A 22,289-nucleotide genomic window follows, 5' to 3' on the forward strand; every position below is an offset into this window, starting at 1 on the left:
CGCTCCTCGTTATCGCTTCGCTCTGGCGCCGTCGCCGCCGGTGGTCATCTGCACCGCGCCCTTCAGCTGGTGACCAGTGTCCCGATCTTCTCACCCGCGACCGCCCGCGCGATATTTCCATCGGTCAACAGGTTGAACACCAGGATCGGCATGCCATTGTCCATGCACAGACTGAACGCGGTGGCATCGGCCACCTTCAGGCCCCGCTCGATGACCTCGCGATGAGTAATCGAGGTGAGCAGTTCAGCGTCCGGGTCGACGCGAGGATCCGCGGTGAAGATGCCGTCGACCGCCTTGGCCATCAGCACCACCTGGGCGCCGATCTCCAGCGCGCGCTGAGCCGCCGTGGTGTCGGTGGAGAAATACGGCAGTCCCATGCCGGCGCCGAAGATCACTACCCGGCCCTTCTCCAGGTGCCGCGCTGCCCGCAGCGGGATGTAGGGCTCGGCGACCTGTCCCATGGTGATGGCGGTCTGTACCCGGGTGTCGATACCTTCCTTTTCCAGGAAGTCCTGCAGCGCAAGGCTGTTCATCACGGTGCCGAGCATGCCCATGTAGTCCGAGCGCATGCGTTCCATGCCGCGCTGCTGCAACTGGGCGCCGCGGAAGAAGTTGCCGCCGCCAATCACCACGGCCACCTGCACGCCATCGCGGACCACTTCGGCGATTTGGCGGGCTACCTGGGCGACCACATCGGGATCGAGCCCGACCTGCCCGCCGCCGAACATCTCCCCACCGAGCTTGAGCAATACCCGGGAAAAAGGGGGGCGGCCGTCCGGCCGGTCTCCGTCGGTACTCGTCGGCTCCGTCATCAGGCTCCTCCGGGCTGCGCGCATATGACAGCGCCATCGCGGGAATCGTCCGCGACGGCATTGTCATCCTGCCCTACCGGAGCGGTCAAACACAGCCCGGGGTGGCGACGCCGTCCTCAACCGTCACAACATATGAAAATATTTTCAATTGATGCTTTCACTGCTATGGTCTGCGCTGTGCCGAACTCGCTCCATCAGGTGAAAGCCGAGTTCTTCAAGACCCTCGGGCACCCCGCCCGGATCCGGATCCTGGAACTGCTCTCCGAACGCGACCACACCGTCGGTGAGCTGCTCCCCGAGATCGGGCTCGAGGCATCGAATCTCTCCCAACAACTGGGTGTCCTGCGTCGCGCAGGCGTGGTGACAGCGACCAAGGACGGCAATGCGGTGGTCTACTCGATCGCCTCGCCGGTGATCACCGAACTGCTTGCCGTGGCCCGCAAGGCGCTGACCGGATTGCTCAACGATCAAGTGGCCATCCTCGATGACCTGCGGGCCGGGCAATGAGCTGGCTCACCAGAATCCGTGCCCTGGGCCGTGTCACCGAGCCGGCCGGCGCCCGTCCGCCGGCCGCCACCGAACCGCCGGGAGGCGTGACGGGCTCGCTGCAGATCCGCCACGTCGACGCCGGATCGTGCAACGGCTGCGAGATCGAGATCGGCGGGGCTTTCAGCCCGGTATACGACGCCGAGCGATTCGGCGCCCGACTCGTCGCCTCGCCGCGTCACGCCGACGCCCTGCTGGTCACCGGGGTGGTCACCCGCAACATGGCCGAGCCGCTGCGCAACACCCTGGAGGCCACGCCGCAGCCCCGCAAGGTCATCGCGTGCGGGGACTGTGCCCTCAACCGCGGGGTGTTCGCGCAGTCCTACGCGACGGTGGGGGCCGTCGGCGAGGTGGTTCCGGTCGATGTCGAGATCCCCGGCTGTCCGCCGACGCCCGAACAGATCCTCGCCGCACTGCGGTCGGTGACCGGCCGGTGAGCACGCTGACGGTTTCGACCCCCGATACAACGCACCACCAAGCGCTCCCAGCGGCCCTCAGCGGTACCGCCACGGCCGGCATCGGTGCCGCCGGAGTCGGCATCGGCCTGGCCGGTGTGTTCGGCACCGTGCCCGCGATTCGCATCGACTGGCTGGTGCCACTGCTGGGTGTACAGCTGCGCATCGATGCGCTCGGCGGTTTCTTCATGGCGCTGACCGGTGCGGTGGCCGTGGCCGCCGGCCTGTATTGGATCGGCTATGCACGCCACGAGCGCTATGGTGCGGTCCCGCTGCTGACGCTGCCGCTGTTCGTCGCCACACTGCTGACGGTTCCGGCGGCGGGCTCGGTAACGACGTTCCTGCTTGCGTGGGAACTAATGGCGCTGGCGTCGCTGGTGTTGGTACTCACCGATCAACAGCGCAGTGAGGTGCGTTCGGCCGCGCTGATCTACGCGGTGATGACCCAGTTGGGCTTCGTCTCGCTGCTGTTGGGCATGGTGGTGCTGGCAGCTCACGTCGGCGACGACTTCGCCGGTATGGGCGCGCTGCCCGACCGCGTGCGCGACACCGTGTTCGTGTTGACCCTGATCGGCTTCGGCTCCAAAGCCGGGCTCATGCCCCTGCACGCGTGGCTGCCCAGGGCGCACCCCGAAGCACCCAGCCCGGTCTCGGCGTTGCTCAGTGCCGCCATGGTCAACCTCGGCATCTACGGGATCATCCGCGTCGACGTGCAACTGCTCGGGCCCGGCCCACGGTGGTGGGGTCTGGCGCTGCTGATCGCCGGTGGCGCATCGGCGCTCTACGGCGTTTTGCAGGCGTCGGTGGCAACCGACCTCAAACGGCTGCTTGCGTATTCGACGACGGAGAACATCGGGCTGATAACCCTGGCTCTGGGCGCGGCGACGTTGTTGTCGGGTGCGGGATCACGCGATGCCGCCGCCGTTGCCGCGGTCGCGGCGCTGCTGCATCTGCTCGCCCACAGTGCCTTCAAGAGCCTCGGATTCCTGGCCGCCGGGTCGGTGCTGACCGCCACCGGCCTGCGCGACCTGGATCGACTCGGCGGGCTGGCTCGCCGAATGCCTGGTACCACAACGCTGTTCGGGGTGGCCGCGCTCGGCGCCGCCGGCCTGCCGCTGGGCGCAGGTTTCGTCAGCGAATGGCTGCTGATCCAGTCGCTGATGCACGCCCGAGCCGACCACGACCTCACGATCACCTTGGTGACACCGCTGGCCGTGGGCGCGATCGCACTGACCGCCGGCCTGGGGGTGGCCGCCATGGTCAAGGCGTTCGGCATCGGCTTCCTGGCCCGCCCACGCTCGGATGCCGCAGCGGCGGCACGCGAATCGCCCCCCACGATGCTCGCCGGCATGACGCTGGGCGCGCTCGCCTGCCTGGTTCTGGCCGTCGCGCCGGGCACCGTCGGCCCGCTGTTGCACCGGGTGCTCGACACCCTGCCGGTGTCGGGGGCAGCCCCGGCGCTCGGAACCTACCTGCGCATTCCCGGGCTCGACGCGTCCATGTCCCCCGGCCTGCTGGCCGCCGTTCTGGCCGCCGCCGTCGTGCTGGTGCTGATCGGTTCACGCTGGCGGGCACGGCAGCGCCCGAGTACCGCCACCGTTCCGCTATGGGCCTGCGGCGCAGACGAACTGAGCCCACGCATGCAATACACCGCGACGTCGTTCGCCCAACCGCTACAGCAGGTTTTCGACGATGTGCTGCACACCGACACCGCGGTCGAAGTGACCCGCCAAGCCCCGTCGAGCTACTACGTGGACCGGATCGCCTACCGGGCGCGAGTGGCCGATGTCGTCGAAGACCGCTGGTATGCGCCGCTGCTGCGGGGCGTGGCCGCCGCCGCGCAACTGGTGCGCCGCGCCCACACCGGCAGCGTGCACCTCTACCTGGCCTACGGTGCGGTGGGAGTGCTGATCGCGATGTTGGTGGCGCGATGAACGCACTGACATACCTGGCAGGCTTCGTGCAGGTCGCCGGCGTCATCGCAGGCGCCCCACTGGTCATCGGCCTGATGCGCCAGGTCCGAGCCCGCGCCGAGGGCCGCACCGGGGCCGGAATCTGGCAACCGTGGCGCGACATCCGCAAGCTGCTGGGCAAGCAGAACCTCAAGCCGCTCGGTACCACCTGGGTGTTCGCCGCGGCGCCGGCCGCGTTGGCCGCCACCACGCTGGTCATCGTCGCCACCGCACCCCTGGTGGCGACCGGCTCGCCCCTGGACCCGATCGCCGACCTGATTACCGTTGTGGGCCTGCTGTTCCTGGGCACAGTGGCCCTGACCCTGGCCGGAATCGACACTGCAACGGCTTTCGGCGGCATGGGCGCCAGCCGCGAGATCACCATCGCGGCGCTGGTGGAACCGACCATCCTGGTGGCGGTGTTCGCCCTTTCGATCCCGGCGAACTCGGCCAACCTGGGAGCCATCGTCGGCAACACCAGTGCGCATCCCGGCCAGGTGATCTCGCTGGCGAGCGCGCTGGCGTTCGTCGCACTGGTCATCGTGATCGTCGCCGAGACGGGCCGGCTGCCGGTGGACAACCCGTCCACCCACCTGGAGCTGACCATGGTGCACGAGGCCATGGTGCTCGAATATGCCGGCCCCAAGCTGGCCATGGTCGAATGGGCCAGCGGCATGCGGCTGACGGTGTTGCTGGCGCTGCTGGCAAACCTGTTCTTTCCCTGGGGCATCGCGGGCGCGGACCCTAGCGCGCTCGACCTGATCGTCGGCGCCGGCGCGATCGCCCTGAAAGTGGCCGCGCTGGCCGCAGTCATGGCCGCCGTGGAGGTCTTCCTCGCCAAGCTGCGCCTGTTTCGGGTGCCTGAACTACTCGCTGGGTCCTTCGTGCTGGCGTTGCTGGCCGTGACGGCGGCGAACTTCTTCACGGGAGCGGCGGGATGAACGACGGGTGGATCGACTACGTCAACTTGCTGGACCTGGCTGCCGGCGGTGTGCTGCTGGCCGCGGTGCTGGCGGTCTGGCACCGCGACCTGTCGGTGGTGGTGCGCCGGTTGCTCGTCGCCCAAGGCGTCGCGCTGGCCGCCATCCCAGTGATTCGCGGTGTGCACGAGCATGATCGAGCCCTGCTGTTGGTAGGCCTCGGCGTGCTGGCGGTACGTGCGGTACTGCTGCCGTGGCTGCTGCACCGAGCGTTGGGCGCCGAACGCCAAGAACGCCGTGAGTCCGCTCCCCTGGTCAGTACGACCGCTTCGCTGCTGATGGTCACCGCACTGGTGGTCGCGGCGTTCACCATCGCCCAGCCGGTGGTCGCGCTGGCGCCCAGTACCTCGACCAACGCTGCCCCGGCGGCCATTGCGACGGTGCTGATCGCACTGTTCATCATGGCGACCCGCCGTCATGCCATCTCACAGACGGTCGGGCTGCTGATGCTGGACAACGGAATCGCTGCGACCGCGTTCCTGCTGACCGCCGGCGTCCCGCTGATCGTCGAACTCGGCGCCTCGCTCGACGTGCTGTTCGTGCTGATCGTGCTCGGAGTGCTGACCGGACAGCTGCGCAACGCCTTTGGCGGCGTGGACCTGGACCTGTTACGGGAGCTACGCGACTGATGACACTCCTGATTGCGCTTCCACTGCTGGCACCGGTGCTGGCGGCGCTGTGCTCGGTGACGCTCGGCTGGCGCCGGTTCAGCGCTGCCGTCACAGTGATGTCGGCGCTGACCATCCTCGGATGCGGTGTCGCCCTGGCCGTCCGGGTCGGCGACGGCGCCTATCTGGCGCTGGGTGGCCTGCTGCGGGCCGATGCGCTGTCGGTGACGATGCTGATCGTCATCGGTGTCGTCGGCAGTCTGGCCACCTGGGCGAGCATCGGCTACATCGACGCCGAAGTAGCTTGTGGGCACACCGATGAACGCGGCGCACGGTTGTACGGCATTCTGACTCCGGCGTTCTTGGCGGCGATGGCTCTTGCGGTGTCGGCCAACAACATCGGCGTGGTGTGGATCGCGGTGGAGGCCACCACGGTAGTCACCGCGTTTCTGGTCGGGCACCGCCGCAGCCGGGCCGCACTGGAGGCTACCTGGAAATACGTCATGGTGTGTTCGGTGGGCATCACGATCGCCTTCCTGGGCACCGTGCTACTGCATTTCGCCGCGCTGCATGCCGGGGCGGGCGGACAGGACGCGCTGGACCTCGACGTGCTGGCCGCCCACGCCAGTGGGCTAGACCCGGCGGTGACCCGGTTGGCGGGCGCACTGCTGCTGATCGGCTACGGAGCCAAGATGGGCCTGGCGCCGTTTCACACCTGGCTCGCCGATGCGCACAGCCAGGCCCCAGCGCCTGTTTCGGCGTTGATGAGTGGGGTGCTGCTCTCCGTCGCGTTCTCGGTGCTGATCCGGATCAAGCCGATCATCGATGCCGCGGTGGGTCCGGCGTTTCTGCGGACGGCACTGCTGGCGGCCGGTTTGGTGACACTGCTGATCGCTGCACTGCTGCTCACCATCACGACCGATCTCAAGCGGATGCTGGCCTATTCGTCGATGGAGACGATGGGCCTGATCGCTGTCGCCGCGGCGGCGGGCACCCAGCTGGCGATCACCGCGCTGCTGCTGCATGTCCTGGCTCACGGTGTCGGCAAGACGGTGCTGTTCCTGGCCGGCGGGCAGTTGCAGGCCGCCCACGGCAGCACCGCGATCGGCGAGATCACCGCGGTGTTCGGCAGGTCACGGTTGGTCGGCGGCGCGTTCGCGGCCGGGATGGTGGTACTGCTCGGTCTGCCGCCGTTCGCGATGTTCGCCAGCGAGGTGGCGATCGCGATCTCGCTGGCCGACGCACGTCTCGCGTGGGCCCTCGGTCTGGCATTGGTGGCACTGGTGGTGGCGTTCGCCGCCCTGCTGCGCAACTCCGGCCGCCTGCTGCTGGGCACCCCGGACGCCGGCAGCCCGGCCATCCGGGTACCGGTGACGGTTGCGGGCGCGCTGGTGGCCGGGGTGCTGCTCTCACTTGTCCTGGGAGTGACCGCCGGCCCGCTGACCGATTTGTTCACAACCGCCGCAAGCCAACTCGGAGTCCGCTGATGAAGCCGATCACCAGCACGCAGCCGGTCACCGGCGATGAGCTGATCGACACGGCCACGGCTCTGCTGGCCGACCGTTTCCGGCTGGCACTGATGGCCGCCCACGATGACGGCGACACTCTGCGGGTCGTGTACCTGTTCCTCGCCGGCCGCCCGGACCGCCGCAGGGAGCTGACCCTGACCGTTCCGGCGGAGGCCCCCGCGATCCCGTCGCTGGCCCGGCTCTCTTTTCAGGCCGGCCGATTCGAGCGCGAGATGCTCGATCTGTACGGAATCACCCCGGTCGATCATCCGCAGCCGCGCCGCCTGGTACGGCACGCGCATTGGCCGCAGGGTTGGCACCCGATGCGCAACAATGCCGGGCCACCCGGCGACTTCGTTGCGGCGGACCACTTTCCCTTCTTGACCGTGGACGGCGCCGGGGTCTACGAGATCCCCGTCGGCCCGGTACACGCCGGTCTGATCGAGCCGGGCCACTTCCGGTTCTCGGTCGTCGGCGAATCGGTGTTACGACTCAAGGCTCGACTGTGGTTCGTCCACCGCGGGGTCGAGCGACTCTTTCAGGGCCGGCCGGCCCTCGCGGCGGTGGAGCTGGCCGAACGGATCAGTGGTGACACCTCCGCCGGTCATGCGCTCGCACACAGCCTGGCCGTCGAGGACGCTCTCGGTGTCGAGCTGCCCGATCCGGCGCATCGATTGCGCGCATTGCTCGTCGAGCTCGAGCGCCTCTACAACCACGCAGCCGATCTGGGGGCCCTGGCCAACGATGTGGGCTTCGGCCTGGCCAACGCGCACGCCCAGCGCGTCCGCGAACTTGCGCTGCGCATCAACGCACAAGTGACCGGACACCGACTCTTGCGCGGGGCGATCAGTCCCGGAGGTGTCGTGCTGCAAGCACTTCCGGACCCGGACCGGCTACAGGACCTGGCTGATGACATCGCCGAGATCGCCGAGCTGACGTTGGGCAACTCAGTGATCTATGACCGGTTCGCCGGCACCTCGATATTGCACCGCGACGACGCCGTCGCAATGGGCACGCTGGGCTACGTGGCTCGGGCCAGCGGAATTGTCACCGACGCCCGCCTCGACCACCCGACCACCGAGCTCCCGGTGACCGAGGTGACCGCGACCGCCGGGGATGTACTGGCTCGCTACACCGTTCGCCGCGACGAGTTCGCGGCCTCGGTGGCCCTGTGCCGCAACCTGATCGACAATCACGAAGGCCCGCTCGATATCCGAGCGTCCGTGCCGGCGGCGACGGGCCCGCGTAGCGGGATCGGCATCGTCGAGGGCTGGCGCGGCAGCATCGTGCACCGGGTGGAGATCGGAGCCGACGGCGTCATCGGCCGGGCCAAGATCGTGGACCCGTCCTGGTTCAACTGGCCCGCGCTGCCGGTATCGATGACCGACACCATCGTCCCGGACTTCCCGCTGACGAATAAGAGCTTCAACCTGTCCTACGCGGGAAACGATCTATAGCGGCTCAGCGCAGAGACCTTGTATGTCAGGATATTTGACATGGATGACGTGGACGTTGCTCCGCTGGGCTACCTGCTGTACCGGGTCAGCTCGGCGCTGCGCCCCCAGGTGACCGCGGTACTCGGGCCGCTGGGGCTCGCATTGCCCGAATTCGTCTGCATGCGGGCGCTCTCGTTGCGTCCAGGGCTCTCCAGCGCCGAGCTGGCACGCCACACCGGCGTCACCCCGCAGGCCATGAACACCGTGCTGCACCGGTTGGAGAACCGCGGCGCGGTCAGCCGCCCGGAGTCGGTGCCCTCCGGGCGTGCACTGCCGGCGAATTTGACCGAGGCCGGTCGGGATCTGCTGAAGCAGGCCGAAGATGCCGTACGCGTCGCGGACGGTCGGGTGCTGGCTGCGCTAAGCGCGGCCGAGCAGCACCGACTGCGGCAAATGTTGGAGCGAATCGGCGCGGAGTGACCGCTAAGTGGATGGCGGCGACCCGCTAGAGACCCGTCAGACCCCAGCTGCGATCCTGGGCCAGGGCTTGGCGGCCTCCAGTTCGTAGGCCAACTCCAACAGCCGGGCATCCTGCCCGATGGGGGCACTGAACATCATGCCCACCGGCAAGCCGGCCGCGGACTCGGCCAGCGGCAGCGAGATCGCCGGTTCCCCGGTGACATTCTGCAGCGGAGTGAACGCCACCCAATCCATCAGCCGGTCGATGACCTGCTCATAGCTGGCCGTGGGGTCCAGGTGGCCCACCCTCGGTGTCTCGTGGGCCAGCGTCGGCGTGAGCACGACGTCGTAGTCGCCGTACAGCCGTGAGGTGTGCCGCCGGCGCACGGACGCCAGGCGGGCGACCGCCAGCGGCAGCCGGTAGAGGTGGCGGGTGGCATGGCGATCCAGCCCCAGTGTCAGGTTGTCCAGCTGGGTGCGATCGAAGGTGGGGCCGAACATCCGTCGTCCACCCCTGACCAACGCCGTCGCCAAAAACGCCCAGTAGAGCAGGAAGTCGTCGGCGAAGTGCGCCGGCACCGGTGGCCGGTCGAGATACTCGACGCGGTGCCCCAGCTCCTCGAGCAGCGCCGCCGTCTTCAACGTCAGCTCGCGCATTTCCGCCGACGTCTCGCGCGCGATCGACTGGGTGATCACCGCGATCCGCAGGCGCTGAGCACCCGGTGCCCGGATGTCACCGATCGGCGGCAGCTTGGTGTTGCGCGAGATCCGTTCCGCCTCTGCGTAAAAGGCGGCGGTGTCGCGCACCGAGCGGGTCACCACTCCGTTGAAGACGATCCGCACCGGCATGGCACGCAAGTCCTTGTCCAACGGCAGCCGGCCCCGCGACGGCTTGAGCCCGACCAGACCGTTGCAGGCCGCGGGAATGCGGATGGACCCGCCGCCGTCGTTGGCATGCGCGATCGGGACCACCCCGGCAGCGACGAACGCCGCCGACCCCGACGACGACGCCGCCGCGGTGTAGTCGGTGTTCCACGGGTTGCGGACCGCGCCGATCCGCGGATGCTCGGCCGAAGCGCTGAAGCCGAACTCGCTCAACTGCGTTTTGCCCAGCGGAATGAGCCCGGTGCTGCGATAGAGCTTGGCGAAGTCGCCGTCGGCCGTGGCCGGGTGGGGCTGCCAGGCGTCGGTGCCCTGCATGGTCGGCATCCCGGCGACGTCGACATTGTCTTTGATAAACGTCGGGACGCCCTGGAAGAACCCGGTGTGGCCGCCGCTGCCCTGCCCGGCGGTCTGCCGCGCGCGGTCGAACGCCCGGTAGGCCAGGGCGTTCAGCTGCGGGTTGACCGCTTCGGTGCGCGCGATCGCGGCGTCGACCAACTCGGCGGCCGACACCTCGCCCGATCGGAGTCGTTCAACCAGACCGACCGTGTCCGAGTCACCGAGCGCGTCATTACCGAATGCGTGCGCATGTTGCATGGGGTGACATTAGCCGACGCACCAGTCGGGTCTGTGCCACCCAAACGAAAATCACCGCCAGGCCCGATTACGGGCGCTGGCGGTGAGTTTCGTACGAGTGGACTAGGCCTGTCCGACCTCGAACCGCGCGAAGCGGGTCACGGTCACGCCGGCCTCGTCGAGCAGCGCCTTGACGCTCTTCTTCGAGTCGGAAACCGAAGACTGGTCCAGCAGCACCACGTCCTTGAAGAAGCCGGTGACCCGGCCTTCGACGATCTTGGGCAGGGCGGCCTCGGGCTTGCCCTCCTCCTTGGCCGTCTCTTCGGCGATGCGACGCTCGTTGGCCACCAGCTCGGCGGGCACGTCGTCGCGGCTCAGGTACTTGGCCCTGAGCGCGGCGATCTGCAGCGCCACGGCGTGAGCCGCCTCGGTGTTGTCGCCGCTGTACTCGACCAACACGCCGACAGCCGGCGGCAGGTCGGAGGCCCGCTTGTGCAGGTAGGCCTCCACGGTGCCGTCGAAGTAGGCGACGCGGCGCAGTTCGAGCTTCTCGCCGATCTTGGCCGACAGCGCCTCGATGGCCTCACCGACGGTGCGGTCACCGAGCTTGGCGCTCTTGAGCTCCTCGACATCGGAGGTCTTGGCCGCCGCGGCGGCGGTGACGACCTCGTCGGCGAGCGTCTTGAACTCGTCGTTCTTGGCGACGAAGTCGGTCTCGGAGTTCAGCTCGATCAGGGCGCCGCCCTTGGCGGCGACCAGACCTTCGGCGGTGGCACGCTCGGCGCGCTTGCCGACGTCCTTGGCACCCTTGATGCGCAGCACCTCGACGGCCTTGTCGAAGTCGCCGTCACTCTCGGCCAGCGCATTCTTGCAGTCCATCATGCCTGAGCCGGTGAGCTCCCGAAGCCGCTTAACGTCGGCAGCGGTGTAGTTCCCCACTGTTGTGTGCCTTTCCTACGATGCGTCGTTGGTGGTTTCGGCGCCGGCAGCAGCGGCGTCGGCGTCGGCGTCGGGCGCCGCGGTGGTGGCACCCGCCAGCAGCTCCTGCTCCCACTCGGCCAGCGGCTCAACCGTTTCGGCCGCAGCCTTGCCCTCGCCGTTGCCCTGACCTGCCCGAGCCTGCAGCCCCTCGGCCACCGCGGAGGCGATGACCTTGGTCAGCAGAGCCGCCGAGCGGATGGCGTCGTCATTACCCGGGATCGGGTAGTTCACCTGGTCGGGGTCGCAGTTGGTGTCCAGGATCGCGATGACCGGGATGCCCAGCTTGATGGCCTCCGCGACCGCGAGGTGCTCCTTGTTGGTGTCGACGACCCAGACGGCCGACGGCACCTTGTTCATGTCGCGGATACCGCCGAGGCTGCGCTCCAGCTTGTTCTTCTCGCGGGTCAGCATCAAGATTTCCTTCTTGGTGCGACCTTCGAAGCCACCGGTCTGCTCCATGGCCTCGAGTTCCTTGAGGCGCTGCAGGCGCTTGTGCACGGTGGAGAAGTTGGTGAGCATGCCGCCCAGCCAGCGCTGGTTGACGTACGGCATCCCGACCCGGGTGGCCTCGGCCGCGACCGATTCCTGAGCCTGCTTCTTGGTGCCGACGAACATGATGGTGCCGCCGTGCGCGACGGTCTCCTTGACGAACTCGTACGCCTGGTCGATGAACGTCAGCGTCTGCTGCAAGTCGATGATGTAGATGCCGTTGCGGTCGGTGAAGATGAACCGCTTCATCTTGGGATTCCAACGACGGGTCTGATGCCCGAAGTGGGCGCCGCTGTCCAGCAGCTGTTTCATGGTTACGACAGCCATGAGTCCATGGTTCCTTTTTTGTCGGTTGTCGCCCGGCGTCGGGTGAGGCCGGGCCCTGGTGCCTGCTGAGATGTCGGACCCCTGCTGGGGACCACCCGGCATCTGCGTTGTGGCGCAGGCACGCGAAGTCAGCCCGCATAGCGAACTGCGCAAATGAGTTTACACGGTCCGAGCAGGTGCTTTGTCCACAGCGGTGACTGGCTCGATTCGGGGCTACCGAGGTGAACTGGGCACATGCGATGCGTGGCATTGTTGCTGGTCGGAGGCCTTTTGCTGGCCGCACCGGCGCACGGCGACACGGTTCGGCTGGATTGGCCGCTGCGGCCACGCCCGGCGGTGGTGCGGCGATTCGATGCCCCGCGCCCGGATTGGCAGCGTGGCCACCGGGGCGTGGACCTGGCCGGGGAACCGGGCCAGCCGGTGTATGCCGCCGGCGGCGGCACGGTGGTGTTCGCCGGACGTTCCGGTGGGCAGCCGGTGGTGTCGCTGGCCCATCCCGGCGGGTTGCGCACCAGCTACCAGCCGGTGTTCGCGGCTGTCCGGATCGGTCAGCTGGTGGCCGCGGGGTCGGTGATCGGCACCTTGGAGCCCGGCCATCCGGGCTGCGCGACTTGCCTGCACTGGGGCGCGATGTGGGGGCCGGCGTCGCGGGCCGACTACCTCGATCCGTTGGGATTGCTGGCCTCGACGCCGATCCGACTCAAGCCGGTGACGGGCGGGACGGGGGCTACCGCGAAGGCAGTCGACGCAAAAAATCCAGCATGGCGGCGATGACGACGTCAGGCTGATCCCGTTGGACCCAGTGCCCGGCACCGGCAATGACTTTCAACTCGGCGTGCGGAATCAGCGCGGCCGCCGCGCGTGCACGTGCAATGGGCACGCCGGCGTCCCGGTCGCCGTGGATGATCAGCGCCGGACGCGGGAACGACGCCAGCTGAGCCGTGTAGTCGGTTTTCAGCCGGTTCCACAACATCTCGTCGTGCTGCCATTGCTCGAAGGCGGCAAACCCGGGGTGCCGTGCGGCGGAGATGATCTCCGCGATCAGCTCGGGGTTGCGTTGGGCTGGATCACGGATCAGCGATTTGAGGCTCCACGTCAGTGCGGCGCGGTTCGTGGACATCCACCGAGTGGCGAGATCCAGCGCTCCGGTGCGCTGCATCGCCCACGCCAGCAGCTGGCGGCCGCCGGCCAGCCGCGGCATCAGCCCGTAACTGTCCAACAGCAGTGCCGCAGTAACCCGTTCTGGCCGGTCCAACACATGCCCGATCGACAGCGCCCCGCCCAGCGACAACCCGCCGATGGCGTAGTAATCCAGTCCGAGCGCGTCGATGAACTCCCCCACGTAGGCGACCAGCCGCTGCTGGGTCACCCGCCAGGTGGGCATCGGGCTCTTGCCGCAGCCGGGGTGATCGGGAGCGATGACACGGAAGCCGCCGGCAGCCAAGCGCGGTCCGACCTCTCCCCAGGACAACGCGGCGCTGTCCGTGCCGCCACCATGCAGCAGCACCACGGTGCCAACTGCGTTGTTGTCGGGACGAAAGTCGAGGTAGGAGATCGGTCCGGACGGCAGTTCGAGATGTGACCGCACCGTCACGCCCGCGGGTGGGCCTGATCGTGCACGGCACGCAGCCGGGCGACGGTGACATGGGTGTAGAGCTGCGTGGTGGCCAGGCTGGAGTGACCGAGCAGTTCCTGCACGATCCGCAGGTCTGCCCCACCCTCCAACAGATGCGTGGCCGCGGTGTGGCGCAGCCCGTGCGGCCCCATATCCGGTGCTCCCCCGACCGCGGCGACGGTCTGGTGCACCACGGTGCGGGCCTGACGCGGGTCCAGGCGCCCGCCGCGGGCGCCGAGCAGCAGCGCCGGGCCGGACTCCAGCGTCGCCAGCGACGGGCGCCCCCGGGTGAGCCATGCCTGCAGCGCGTCGGCGGCGGGTTCCCCGAACGGCACCGTGCGTTGCTTGTTGCCCTTGCCCACCACCCGCAGCACCCGTCGTGAACTGTCGACGTCGTCGATGTCCAGGCCGCACAGTTCGCTGACGCGCACCGCGGTGGCGTAGAGCAACTCGGCGATCAGTCTGTCCCGCAACGCCAGGGGATCGTTCTGCTGTGCCCCGGATTTGGCAGCAATCATCGCGTCATGCGCCTGGTCTCGACGAAGTACCGCCGGCAGCGTGCGGCGCGACTTCGGCAGCTGCAGGCGCGCACCGGGATCCGACGACAGCAGCCCACGCCGCACCGCCCACGCGGTAAAGGTCTTGACCGTCGATGTGCGGCGCGCCAGGGTGCTGCGCGCAGCACCGGCGCCGGCCTGCGCGGCCAACCAGCTGCGCAGCACCGGAAGGCTCAGTCCTTCGATGCCGGTGTGTCCCTGCTCGGCGAGGAATCCGAACAGCGATCGCAGATCACCGAGGTAGGCGCGCCGGGTGTGCTCGGAACGGCCCCGTTCCAAAGCGAGGTACTCGTCGAACTCGTCGAGAATCGCTTCCACGTCGACCACGGTCTCAGACGGCGCCCGGGGGCGCTCAGGTGACGCGCCGCAGCGTTTCCGGGGTGAGATCAAGCCGTGACGGATAGCCGTCGACAGCCATGATCAGATCGGCTTCGGCCAGCAGCGAGCGCAGCACGTGCACGATCCCGGCGGTTCCCCCCAAAGCCAGGCCGTAGGCGTACGGTCGGCCGATACCGACCGCCGTGGCCCCCAGAGCAAGGGCCTTGATGATGTCGGCCCCGGTGCGGATGCCGGAGTCGAAGAGCACCGGCATCCCGTCGGCGGCCGCCACCACGTCAGGCAGGCAGTCCAGGGCCGGCAGTCCGCCGTTGGCCTGGCGACCGCCGTGCGTGGAGCAGTAGATGCCGTCAACCCCGCCGTCTCGAGCGCGCCGTACGTCGTCGGGGTGACAGATGCCCTTGACGATCAACGGCAGGTCGGTCAATGACCGCAGCCACGGCAGATCATCCCAGGTCAGCGGATTGCCGAAGGTCTGGATCCAGGACAGGATGGCGGCTTGCGGATTCTCCTCGGGCGGCTGGGACAGGCCCGCCCGAAACACCGGGTCGGACCAGTAGTTGGACAGGCAGTGCCCGCGCAGCTGCGGGAAGTTCGACGTGGATAGGTCGCGGGGACGCCAGCCCGGAACCCAGGTGTCGAGGGTGACGACGATCGCCTTGTACCCGGCCGCCTCCGCGCGACGCACCAGGCTGGCCGCCAGCTCCCGGTTTTTGGGCGTGTACAGCTGGAAAAACCCTGGCGTGTCACCGAATTCGGCGGCGACGTCCTCGAGCGGGTCCGCGGTGAGGGTGGACACCATCATCGGAACGCCGGTGGCCGCCGCAGCACGTGCGCTGGCCAAGTCGCCGTGACCGTCCTGGGCGCAGATGCCGATGACACCGATCGGCGCCATGAAGACCGGCGAGGGCAGCCGCAATCCGAACATCTCGATCGACAAGTCACGCTCGGCGGCGCCGACGAACATCCGCGGTATGAGCCCCCACCCGTCGAAGGCGGTGACGTTGGCCCGCTGGGTGCGTTCGTCGCCGGCACCGCCGGCCACATACGACCACACCGAGGGGGAAAGCGCCGCTGCGGCTTTGGTTTCCAGCTCGCTATAGGTCATCGGCAACGCGGGTACCACCCCGGCCAGGCCCTGCAGGTAGATCTCGAACTGGTAGTCCCCGAATGCCATGGCTTTAGCCTGTCTTCTCTTCAGCCGCCGCTGCGTTTTCCGTCGCCTCTGCACCTGCTGCGCCCTCTAAGGCGGCGAGTTCCTTCTTCCACTGCCGGAAAGTCTCTTCGGTGCGCCCACGCCGCCAGTAGCCCGAGATCGACGCCCACTTGGCGTCGACGCCGCGCTCCTTGCGGACATAGGGCCGCAGATTGTGCATGACGGCCTGGGCCTCACCATGGATGAAGACCTGAACCTGGCCTGGCAGCCACGCAAAGGTGGTGACCGCTTCGATCAGCGGCGCGTTGTCCCCGGCCCGCTCCTGCCCCACCAGGTCCGCACGTCCCCCGCGGTGCAGCCAGCTGAGCTCGATTCCGTCCGGCGTCTCCAGCACGATCTCGTCTTCGGGGCCGGCGACTTCGATGAATGCCCTGCCCACTGCGTCGTCCGGCAATGCCTCGAGCGCGGCAGCGATCGCCGGCAACGCGCTCTCATCGCCGGCCAGCAGGTGCCAGTCGGCGTCGGGGTCCGGCGCGTAGGCACCGGCGGGCCCCATCAAGTAGACCGGATCCCCGGGCGCAGCGCTGGCCGCCCACGGGCCGACAACGCCGTGGTCGCCGTGTACCGAGACGTCGATGGCGATCTCCCGGGCGAGCGGATCGGCGCGGCGCACCGTCAGGGTGCGGACCACTGGACGCTGCTCGTCGGGAAGCCCGTCGAAGCTGTCCAGAGTCAACGGCTGCGGTAGCGCCGCGACATCGACGTCATAGCGCACAAAGATCACCTTGACGTACGAATCGGTGAAATCGCTGGGCTTGAATGTGTCGAAACCTTTGCCGCCCAACACCACTCGGATCATGTGTTCCGAAGCCTGCTCGGTACGGACAACTTCGAAGGTGTGAACCGGTCGTCCCGCCACGCTGTCTCCCCTCTTCGCCCTGCCCAGCCGACTATACGAGCTACCGATTCGGGCGAGCGATCGCCCAGCATCCGTCGCGCCGCGCCGCGAGGCCAGCGACCTCCAGCATCGCCAGTGGCCCGAACACCTGTGCCGGCGCCAACCCGGAGGCCACCGCGATCTGATCGACGGTGACCACGCCGCGCCCGGGCAGTGCTTCGTAGACCTGACGTTCGGCGGCGCTGAGCCCGTCCAGCGGTGTGGCCGGCCGCGGCGGATCGTCGGCAAGTTCCCCAACCCGCCCCACCAGCTCGATCACTTCGTCGACCCGGGTCACCAACTCGGCACCGCCGCGCAGCAGTACGTGGCAGCCGGCCGAGGCCGCGCTCGTGACGGGGCCGGGGACCGCCGCCACCGGCCGGCCCAGCAGCCGGGCCCACGCAGCGGTGTTGGCCGCGCCACTGCGCAGTCCCGCCTCCACCACCACCGTCGCACCTGCGAGCGCCGCGACCAGCCGGTTGCGGGTCAGGAACCGATAGCGGGCCGGACGTACCCCGGGCGGATACTCGGTGACCAGCAGGCCGCTGGCGCCGATGCGATGCAGCAGCGCGGAATGGCCTGCCGGGTAGGCGATGTCGATACCCCCGGCCAGGACCGCCACGGTGGTTCCGTCTGCGGCCAGCGCCGCACGGTGCGCCGCGCCGTCGATTCCGTAGGCGCCGCCGGAGACCACCGCCACGTCGCGTTCGGCCAATCCGGCGGCCAGATCCGCGGCCACCAGCTCGCCGTAGGCGGTTGCTGCCCGGGTCCCCACGATCGCGGTGGCCCGCTCGGCGATCTCGTCGAGGCGTGCCGGCCCCACCGCCCAGAGCGCGAGCGGTGGCCGGCAATCCGGTTTGCAGGCGGCGTCGGCGCCCCCGAAGCCGGCGAAGGCCAGCACCGGCCACTCGTGGTCGTCGGGGGTGACCAGGCGGCCTCCGCGGCGGTCGAGGTTCTCCAGATCGTCGGCAGCGACGTCGATCTCGCGTCGGGCCTCGGTGTGGCGGGCCAGCTCCGGGCCGACTGCACCGCACCGAATCCGTTCCGCTGCTTCCACCGGACCGACGCGGTCGACCAGTACGGCCAGCTCCGGGCGCGGCGGCTCGGCAACCCGGGACAGGTAGGCCCACGCCCGCTTCGTGGTGGCGTCTGTGGTGGTCATCGGGCCGCACCCGCTTGGCGGAAGCTCAGGGCCGCGGAGACCTCGTCCAGTCCCGGAGACGTCCGCCCGGCCAGATCGCAAAGGGTCCACGCGACCCGCAGGGTGCGGTTGGCGCCCCGGATCGATAGCAGACCGCGGTCCAGCGCAGTGCGCAGCGGGGCCATCGCCTCGGCAGTGAGCCGAAACTTGCGGCGCAGCAACGCCCCGCTCACCTCGGCATTGGTGTGGAAGCCGTGCGGTGCCCACCGGTGTGCTGCGGCGGCGCGCGCCTGCGCGACCCGGCTGCGCACCGCGGCGGTCGACTCCCCATCCGCCGCCGAGAACGCACCTGCGCGCACCGGATGCATCTCCACTCGCAGGTCCACCCGGTCCAGCAGCGGACCGGACAGCCGGCCCAGGTAGCGCCGCTTCTCCATCGACTTACAGGTGCAGTCCCTGGGATCGGCCGGGGCGCATGGGCACGGGTTGGCCGCCATGACCAGCTGGAAGCGGGCCGGGTAGCAGGCCACCCCGTCGCGGCGGGCCAGCCGGATCTCCCCGTCTTCCAGCGGTGTACGCAGCGCCTCTAGCGCACTGACCCGAATCTCGGCGCACTCGTCGAGGAACAGCACACCTCGGTGAGCGCGGCTCACCGCGCCGGGCCTGGCCATCCCGGAGCCGCCGCCGACCAGCGCCGCGACGCTCGAGCTGTGATGCGGCGCGATGAAGGGCGGCCGGGTGATCAGCGGCGCACTGCCCGAGAGCAGACCCGCGACCGAATGAATGGCGGTGACCTCCAGCGACTCACTTTCGGTGAGCGCCGGGAGCAGTCCGGGAAGGCGTTGGGCCAGCATGGTTTTACCGATTCCGGGCGGACCGGTCAGCATCAGATGATGGGACCCGGCGGCGGCCACCTCGACGGCGAATCGAGCCTGAGCCTGGCCGACCACCTCGGCCAGGTCCGCGACCGGCTCGGTCACCGGGGCCGCGGTGGTGATCCGGTCCTGCAGCCGTGCGGCCCCCTCCAGCCAGCCGTGCAACTGCCCCAGCGTCGCCACGCCGTACACGTCGATGCCGTCCACCAGGCTGGCTTCGGCGAGGTTGTCCACGGGAACCACCGCGGCAGCCCAGCCGTCGTTCTTGGCGGCCAACACCGCGGGCAGCACCCCGTGGACCGGCCGCACGCGCCCGTCGAGTGCGAGTTCCCCCAGCAGCACCGTCTTCTCCAACCGGGACCACGGCGCTTTGCGGTCAGCGGAGAGCACGGCGGCGGCCAGCGCGATGTCGTAGACGGAACCCATCTTCGGCAGCGTCGCCGGCGAAAGTGCCAGGGTCAGCCGGGCTGCGGGCCAACGCTGCCCACTGTTGGTGATCGCCGCGCGGACGCGATCCCGCGACTCCTGAAGTGCGGCATCGGGCAGCCCCACCAGGTGCACCCCGGGAAGCCCCGAAGTGATGTCAGCCTCGATCTCCACGATCAAGCCGTCGAGGCCTCGTACCGCCACCGAGAACGCCCTCCCCAGAGACATTCAGCTCACCCCCTGTAGGTGCGTGATCTCTGGGACTCGGTTCCGCCCGATCCGCACCCCGATCACGTCGAGACGTACTTGGTCCCAGTGCGCCTGCTGGCCCACCAGCCAGGCACCGGCCAGCCGGCGCAACCTGCGCACCTTCTCCGGCCCCACCGCGTACGCCAGCCCGCCGAAACCCTCACCGCTGCGGGTCTTCACCTCGACGAACACCACGGTGCGCGCCACCGGGTCCGCGGCAATCACATCCAGTTCGCCGTACCGGCAGCGCCAATTGCGGGCCAGAATGGCCCAGCCCTGTTCGATCAGATGGTCGACGGCCAGTTGTTCTCCGAGCGCACCCAGCTCGGTGCGAGACATGGTTGTCATGCCGGTCAGGGTCGGTCAATGCCCCGACACCGTCGAGCCGAGACGATCCGAAATCAGCTGCCAGGCAGGCAGTTATCCCCAGCCTGGCTTTTCATCCACAGCTGCAGATGCCGAGATTCCGGCTCACTCGCTGCGACCGCGGACCCGTTGCCGCTGCCCCACGTGGGCTTCGGCGTGCAACCGTTCCGTCATGTGGGGATAGTGCAATTCGAAGGCGGGGCGGTTCGAGCGGATCCGGGGCAGTTCGGTGAAGTTGTGCCGCGGCGGCGGGCAGCTGGTGGCCCATTCCAAGGAGTTGCCGTGGCCCCACGGATCGTCAACGGTGACCGGCTCGCCGTAGCGGTAGCTGCGGAAGACGTTCCAGATGAACGGGAGCATGGAGACGCCCAAGACGAATGCGCCGACCGTCGCCACAATGTTCAACGGTTGGAAGCCGTCGGTGGCCAGGTAGTCGGCATAGCGCCGCGGCATCCCGGCCGCCCCGAGCCAATGCTGCACCAAAAAGGTGGTGTGAAAGCCGATCAGCGTCAGCCAGAAGTGGAGCTTGCCCAACCGCTCGTCGAGCAGTCGGCCGGTCATCTTCGGAAACCACAGATAGATACCCGCGAAAGTGGCGAACACGATGGTGCCGAACAACACGTAGTGGAAGTGGGCAACGACGAAGTAGGTGTCGTGGACGTGGAAATCCAGTGAGGGGCTGGCCAACATCACACCGGTCAGGCCACCAAGCAAGAACGTCACCATAAACCCGATCGAGAACAGCATCGGCGTCTCGAAGGTCAGCTGTCCTCGCCACATCGTGCCGATCCAATTGACGTACTTGATGCCGGTCGGCACCGCGATCAGAAACGACATCAACGAGAAGAAGGGCAGCAGCACGGCCCCGGTCGCGAACATGTGGTGCGCCCAGACCGAGGCGGACAGGAAGACGATGGCCCACGAGGCGTAGATCAACGTGGTGTACCCGAACAGTGGCTTGCGACTGAATATGGGAAGTACTTCGCCGATGATGCCCCAGAACGGTAGCGCCACGATGTAGACCTCGGGGTGCCCGAAGAACCAGAACAGGTGCTGCCACAGGATCGGCCCGCCATTGGCCGAGTCATAGACATGGGCGCCCAAGTGGCGCTCGGCGGCCAAACCGAACAACGCCGCAGTCAGGACGGGAAATGCCAGGAAGATCAAAACGCTGGTTGCCACGATGTTCCAGGTGAAATTCGACATCCGAAACATCGTCATTCCGGGTGCGCGCAGGCAGACGACCGTGGTGACCATATTGACTGCGGCCAAGATGGTTCCGAGCCCCGACACGATGAGACCCACAATCCACAGGTCCGCGCCGGGGCCCGGTGAATGGACGCCGTCACTGAGTGGCGCGTAGCCGGTCCAGCCGAATTCCGCCGCGCCGCCGGGGGTGATGAATCCCGACAGGACCAGGATCCCGCCGAACAGGAACAGCCAGTACGACAGGGCGTTCAGGCGCGGAAACGCGACATCGGGCGCACCGATCTGCAGCGGCAACACCAGATTGGCGAAACCGAATGCGATCGGCGTGGCATACAACAGCAGCATGATCGTGCCGTGGATGGTGAACAGCTGGTTGTACTGCTCATTGGACAGAAACTGCAGGCCCGGTGCAGCCAGTTCGGCGCGCATCAGCAACGCCATCAGTCCCGCGGTCAGGAAGAAGCCGAAGGCGGTCACGACGTACATCTGGCCGATCACCTTGTGGTCGGTAATGGTCAGCAGCTTGACGACCGTCTCGCCGCGGGACTTGCCGCGCGGCGGGAATGGTCTAGATGCAACGACCTCTGCGGGGGCCGTGCGCGCCTCGCCGAGGACCATTGCTCTCCCGTCACCACGCACAACAGCGATCAGCTGTGTGGCCGGGATACCCGTAGGGGGCGAGCCGAAAACCCGGGGCGACGATCCGTCGTTTAGCCGGCGTGCGCACCCGGTGCGCGAACGATCAACGGCACTCCGGGGAAGTAAGCCGCCATCTCGGTGCGGGCACGACGCAACGCGGCGGTGCCGTAGCCCTTCTTGCGGTGTTCCGGATGAATCCAGATCCGCACGTTGACCTCACCGTGGTTGAGGTCGCCGAAGACCATCCCGACCTTCTGCCCGGCGTCGATGGCGACGAACAGCGCCGCGTCCTCGTCGTCGACGCGGGCCAGGGCCGAGCTGATCTCGTCGCCGATGTCGCCGGCCGGTCGACCGGTCCCGTCGGCGCTCGCGCCGACGTCCGCGGTCCGATCCGCCAAAATGTCCCGGTCCTGCTCCCCGGAGAAGATCCGGAGCGCCAACGTCTCGCCGGAACTGGCCGGCCGGTCACCGAGGGTGAACGTCAGCTCGTTGTTCAAGTCGTTGAGCTCGTCGGCGATCTTGTCCCGCGACTCTTTGGTGAGCTGATCCAGCGACATTCCGATCACCGCTTCGCAGCCCAGCGGCGAGACACCCAGCAGATCCGCGATCGCCTGCACGGCCGACGCGCGGTCGTCCGAATCGACGATCACATCCAGCACCTCGTGGCGGCGTTCCATGGCCTTGAGCAGGGCATCTGTTATTTCACGGCGGGAGACGGCACGGTCGACAGCGGTCATAGGTGTCAGCCTAGACCGAACTGCACGCCGACGCG

The 22,289-nt window shown here is 68.2% G+C and carries 22 protein-coding genes; 9 read left to right on the plus strand and 13 right to left on the minus strand.

All coding sequences use genetic code 11. The features are described from left to right. Positions 1 to 62: 62 nt before the first annotated feature. Positions 63 to 812 (minus strand): UMP kinase, encoded by a 750-nt coding sequence (gene pyrH / locus RCP37_RS13535; RefSeq protein ID WP_308483597.1) that lies wholly within the window; start codon positions 810 to 812, stop codon positions 63 to 65. A gap of 165 nt (positions 813 to 977) precedes the next feature. Here pyrH and RCP37_RS13540 point away from each other — a divergent pair, with 165 nt between their 5' ends. The 8 genes from RCP37_RS13540 to RCP37_RS13575 are packed head-to-tail and all read left to right on the plus strand — an operon-like array spanning position 978 to position 8,777. Continuing rightward, positions 978 to 1,319, plus strand: coding sequence for an ArsR/SmtB family transcription factor (locus RCP37_RS13540; protein WP_373693017.1), 342 nt, complete (start codon positions 978 to 980; stop codon positions 1,317 to 1,319). Next, positions 1,316 to 1,795, plus strand: a complete 480-nt coding sequence (locus RCP37_RS13545) for an NADH-quinone oxidoreductase subunit B family protein (RefSeq protein ID WP_308483599.1) — start codon at positions 1,316 to 1,318, stop codon at positions 1,793 to 1,795. Before RCP37_RS13540 ends, RCP37_RS13545 begins: the two co-directional genes overlap by 4 nt. Then, positions 1,792 to 3,747, plus strand: coding sequence for a proton-conducting transporter transmembrane domain-containing protein (locus RCP37_RS13550; RefSeq protein WP_373693018.1), 1,956 nt, complete (start codon positions 1,792 to 1,794; stop codon positions 3,745 to 3,747). The genes RCP37_RS13545 and RCP37_RS13550 overlap by 4 nt, the downstream gene beginning before the upstream one ends. 5 nt (positions 3,748 to 3,752) lie before the next feature. Continuing rightward, complete coding sequence (locus RCP37_RS13555) at positions 3,753 to 4,706, plus strand: respiratory chain complex I subunit 1 family protein (RefSeq protein ID WP_308487083.1); 954 nt, start codon at positions 3,753 to 3,755, stop codon at positions 4,704 to 4,706. Next, positions 4,703 to 5,374, plus strand: a complete 672-nt coding sequence (locus RCP37_RS13560) for a hypothetical protein (RefSeq protein WP_308483600.1) — start codon at positions 4,703 to 4,705, stop codon at positions 5,372 to 5,374. Before RCP37_RS13555 ends, RCP37_RS13560 begins: the two co-directional genes overlap by 4 nt. Then, on the plus strand, positions 5,374 to 6,840 hold the full coding sequence (locus RCP37_RS13565) for a proton-conducting transporter transmembrane domain-containing protein (protein WP_308483601.1): 1,467 nt from the start codon (positions 5,374 to 5,376) through the stop codon (positions 6,838 to 6,840). The genes RCP37_RS13560 and RCP37_RS13565 overlap by 1 nt, the downstream gene beginning before the upstream one ends. Further along, positions 6,840 to 8,318, plus strand: coding sequence for a hydrogenase large subunit (locus tag RCP37_RS13570; protein WP_308483602.1), 1,479 nt, complete (start codon positions 6,840 to 6,842; stop codon positions 8,316 to 8,318). The genes RCP37_RS13565 and RCP37_RS13570 overlap by 1 nt, the downstream gene beginning before the upstream one ends. Before the next feature lie 39 nt (positions 8,319 to 8,357). Then, positions 8,358 to 8,777 carry a MarR family winged helix-turn-helix transcriptional regulator gene (locus tag RCP37_RS13575; protein WP_308483603.1) on the plus strand — a complete coding sequence of 140 codons (420 nt, stop codon included), beginning with the start codon at positions 8,358 to 8,360 and terminating at the stop codon, positions 8,775 to 8,777. Positions 8,778 to 8,813: 36 nt separating this feature from the next. Here the strand turns inward: RCP37_RS13575 and RCP37_RS13580 are convergent, their stop codons facing one another. The 3 genes from RCP37_RS13580 to rpsB all read right to left on the minus strand — a co-directional run bounded on the left by RCP37_RS13580 (position 8,814) and on the right by rpsB (position 12,011). Further along, on the minus strand, positions 8,814 to 10,235 hold the full coding sequence (locus tag RCP37_RS13580) for an amidase (RefSeq protein WP_308483604.1): 1,422 nt from the start codon (positions 10,233 to 10,235) through the stop codon (positions 8,814 to 8,816). 102 nt (positions 10,236 to 10,337) lie between these two features. After that, on the minus strand, positions 10,338 to 11,153 hold the full coding sequence (gene tsf / locus RCP37_RS13585) for a translation elongation factor Ts (protein ID WP_308483605.1): 816 nt from the start codon (positions 11,151 to 11,153) through the stop codon (positions 10,338 to 10,340). 15 nt (positions 11,154 to 11,168) lie between these two features. Then, on the minus strand, positions 11,169 to 12,011 hold the full coding sequence (rpsB, locus tag RCP37_RS13590) for a 30S ribosomal protein S2 (protein WP_308483606.1): 843 nt from the start codon (positions 12,009 to 12,011) through the stop codon (positions 11,169 to 11,171). Between the two features lie 234 nt (positions 12,012 to 12,245). Here rpsB and RCP37_RS13595 point away from each other — a divergent pair, with 234 nt between their 5' ends. Beyond that, entirely contained in the window at positions 12,246 to 12,785 is a 540-nt protein-coding gene (locus tag RCP37_RS13595; protein ID WP_308483607.1) for a M23 family metallopeptidase, read from the plus strand. Here RCP37_RS13595 and RCP37_RS13600 read toward each other — a convergent pair. The 9 genes from RCP37_RS13600 to RCP37_RS13640 all read right to left on the minus strand — a co-directional run bounded on the left by RCP37_RS13600 (position 12,739) and on the right by RCP37_RS13640 (position 22,254). Continuing rightward, entirely contained in the window at positions 12,739 to 13,599 is an 861-nt protein-coding gene (locus RCP37_RS13600; protein WP_308483608.1) for an alpha/beta fold hydrolase, read from the minus strand. The genes RCP37_RS13595 and RCP37_RS13600 overlap by 47 nt on opposite strands. A 2-nt stretch (positions 13,600 to 13,601) precedes the next feature. Next, positions 13,602 to 14,501 carry a tyrosine recombinase XerC gene (locus RCP37_RS13605; protein ID WP_308483609.1) on the minus strand — a complete coding sequence of 300 codons (900 nt, stop codon included), beginning with the start codon at positions 14,499 to 14,501 and terminating at the stop codon, positions 13,602 to 13,604. A 34-nt stretch (positions 14,502 to 14,535) separates the two neighbouring features. Then, positions 14,536 to 15,696 (minus strand): alpha-hydroxy-acid oxidizing protein, encoded by a 1,161-nt coding sequence (locus RCP37_RS13610; RefSeq protein WP_308483610.1) that lies wholly within the window; start codon positions 15,694 to 15,696, stop codon positions 14,536 to 14,538. Between the two features lie 4 nt (positions 15,697 to 15,700). Continuing rightward, positions 15,701 to 16,594: a siderophore-interacting protein gene (locus tag RCP37_RS13615; protein WP_308483611.1), complete on the minus strand. Its 894-nt coding sequence runs from the start codon at positions 16,592 to 16,594 to the stop codon at positions 15,701 to 15,703. Positions 16,595 to 16,634: 40 nt separating this feature from the next. Beyond that, positions 16,635 to 17,774 carry a DNA-processing protein DprA gene (gene dprA, locus RCP37_RS13620; protein WP_308483612.1) on the minus strand — a complete coding sequence of 380 codons (1,140 nt, stop codon included), beginning with the start codon at positions 17,772 to 17,774 and terminating at the stop codon, positions 16,635 to 16,637. Then, the gene (locus RCP37_RS13625; RefSeq protein ID WP_308483613.1) at positions 17,771 to 19,282 is read right to left on the minus strand and encodes a YifB family Mg chelatase-like AAA ATPase; all 1,512 of its coding nucleotides are present in this window, start codon (positions 19,280 to 19,282) and stop codon (positions 17,771 to 17,773) included. The genes dprA and RCP37_RS13625 overlap by 4 nt, the downstream gene beginning before the upstream one ends. Continuing rightward, positions 19,283 to 19,651 (minus strand): YraN family protein, encoded by a 369-nt coding sequence (locus RCP37_RS13630; RefSeq protein WP_308483614.1) that lies wholly within the window; start codon positions 19,649 to 19,651, stop codon positions 19,283 to 19,285. It abuts the gene before it with no gap. 123 nt (positions 19,652 to 19,774) lie between these two features. Further along, the gene (gene ctaD / locus RCP37_RS13635) at positions 19,775 to 21,496 is read right to left on the minus strand and encodes an aa3-type cytochrome oxidase subunit I (protein ID WP_308483615.1); all 1,722 of its coding nucleotides are present in this window, start codon (positions 21,494 to 21,496) and stop codon (positions 19,775 to 19,777) included. Between the two features lie 92 nt (positions 21,497 to 21,588). Then, the gene (locus RCP37_RS13640) at positions 21,589 to 22,254 is read right to left on the minus strand and encodes a GNAT family N-acetyltransferase (protein WP_308483616.1); all 666 of its coding nucleotides are present in this window, start codon (positions 22,252 to 22,254) and stop codon (positions 21,589 to 21,591) included. Between the last annotated feature and the right edge of the window lie 35 nt (positions 22,255 to 22,289).

It is taken from the genome of Mycolicibacter sp. MU0102, assembly GCF_963378105.1.
In the GTDB taxonomy this organism is placed as follows: domain Bacteria; phylum Actinomycetota; class Actinomycetes; order Mycobacteriales; family Mycobacteriaceae; genus Mycobacterium; species Mycobacterium holstebronense.

Coding starts and splice junctions, on each gene's coding strand:
- pyrH (WP_308483597.1), bottom strand. CDS start 812: ATGACGGAGCCGACGAGTACCGACGGAGACCGGCCGGACGGCCGCCCC.
- RCP37_RS13540 (WP_373693017.1), top strand. CDS start 978: ATGGTCTGCGCTGTGCCGAACTCGCTCCATCAGGTGAAAGCCGAGTTC.
- RCP37_RS13545 (WP_308483599.1), top strand. CDS start 1,316: ATGAGCTGGCTCACCAGAATCCGTGCCCTGGGCCGTGTCACCGAGCCG.
- RCP37_RS13560 (WP_308483600.1), top strand. CDS start 4,703: ATGAACGACGGGTGGATCGACTACGTCAACTTGCTGGACCTGGCTGCC.
- RCP37_RS13565 (WP_308483601.1), top strand. CDS start 5,374: ATGACACTCCTGATTGCGCTTCCACTGCTGGCACCGGTGCTGGCGGCG.
- RCP37_RS13570 (WP_308483602.1), top strand. CDS start 6,840: ATGAAGCCGATCACCAGCACGCAGCCGGTCACCGGCGATGAGCTGATC.
- RCP37_RS13575 (WP_308483603.1), top strand. CDS start 8,358: ATGGATGACGTGGACGTTGCTCCGCTGGGCTACCTGCTGTACCGGGTC.
- RCP37_RS13580 (WP_308483604.1), bottom strand. CDS start 10,235: ATGCAACATGCGCACGCATTCGGTAATGACGCGCTCGGTGACTCGGAC.
- rpsB (WP_308483606.1), bottom strand. CDS start 12,011: ATGGCTGTCGTAACCATGAAACAGCTGCTGGACAGCGGCGCCCACTTC.
- RCP37_RS13595 (WP_308483607.1), top strand. CDS start 12,246: ATGCGATGCGTGGCATTGTTGCTGGTCGGAGGCCTTTTGCTGGCCGCA.
- RCP37_RS13610 (WP_308483610.1), bottom strand. CDS start 15,696: ATGGCATTCGGGGACTACCAGTTCGAGATCTACCTGCAGGGCCTGGCC.
- dprA (WP_308483612.1), bottom strand. CDS start 17,774: ATGACCACCACAGACGCCACCACGAAGCGGGCGTGGGCCTACCTGTCC.
- RCP37_RS13625 (WP_308483613.1), bottom strand. CDS start 19,282: ATGTCTCTGGGGAGGGCGTTCTCGGTGGCGGTACGAGGCCTCGACGGC.
- RCP37_RS13630 (WP_308483614.1), bottom strand. CDS start 19,651: ATGACAACCATGTCTCGCACCGAGCTGGGTGCGCTCGGAGAACAACTG.
- ctaD (WP_308483615.1), bottom strand. CDS start 21,496: ATGGTCCTCGGCGAGGCGCGCACGGCCCCCGCAGAGGTCGTTGCATCT.
- RCP37_RS13640 (WP_308483616.1), bottom strand. CDS start 22,254: ATGACCGCTGTCGACCGTGCCGTCTCCCGCCGTGAAATAACAGATGCC.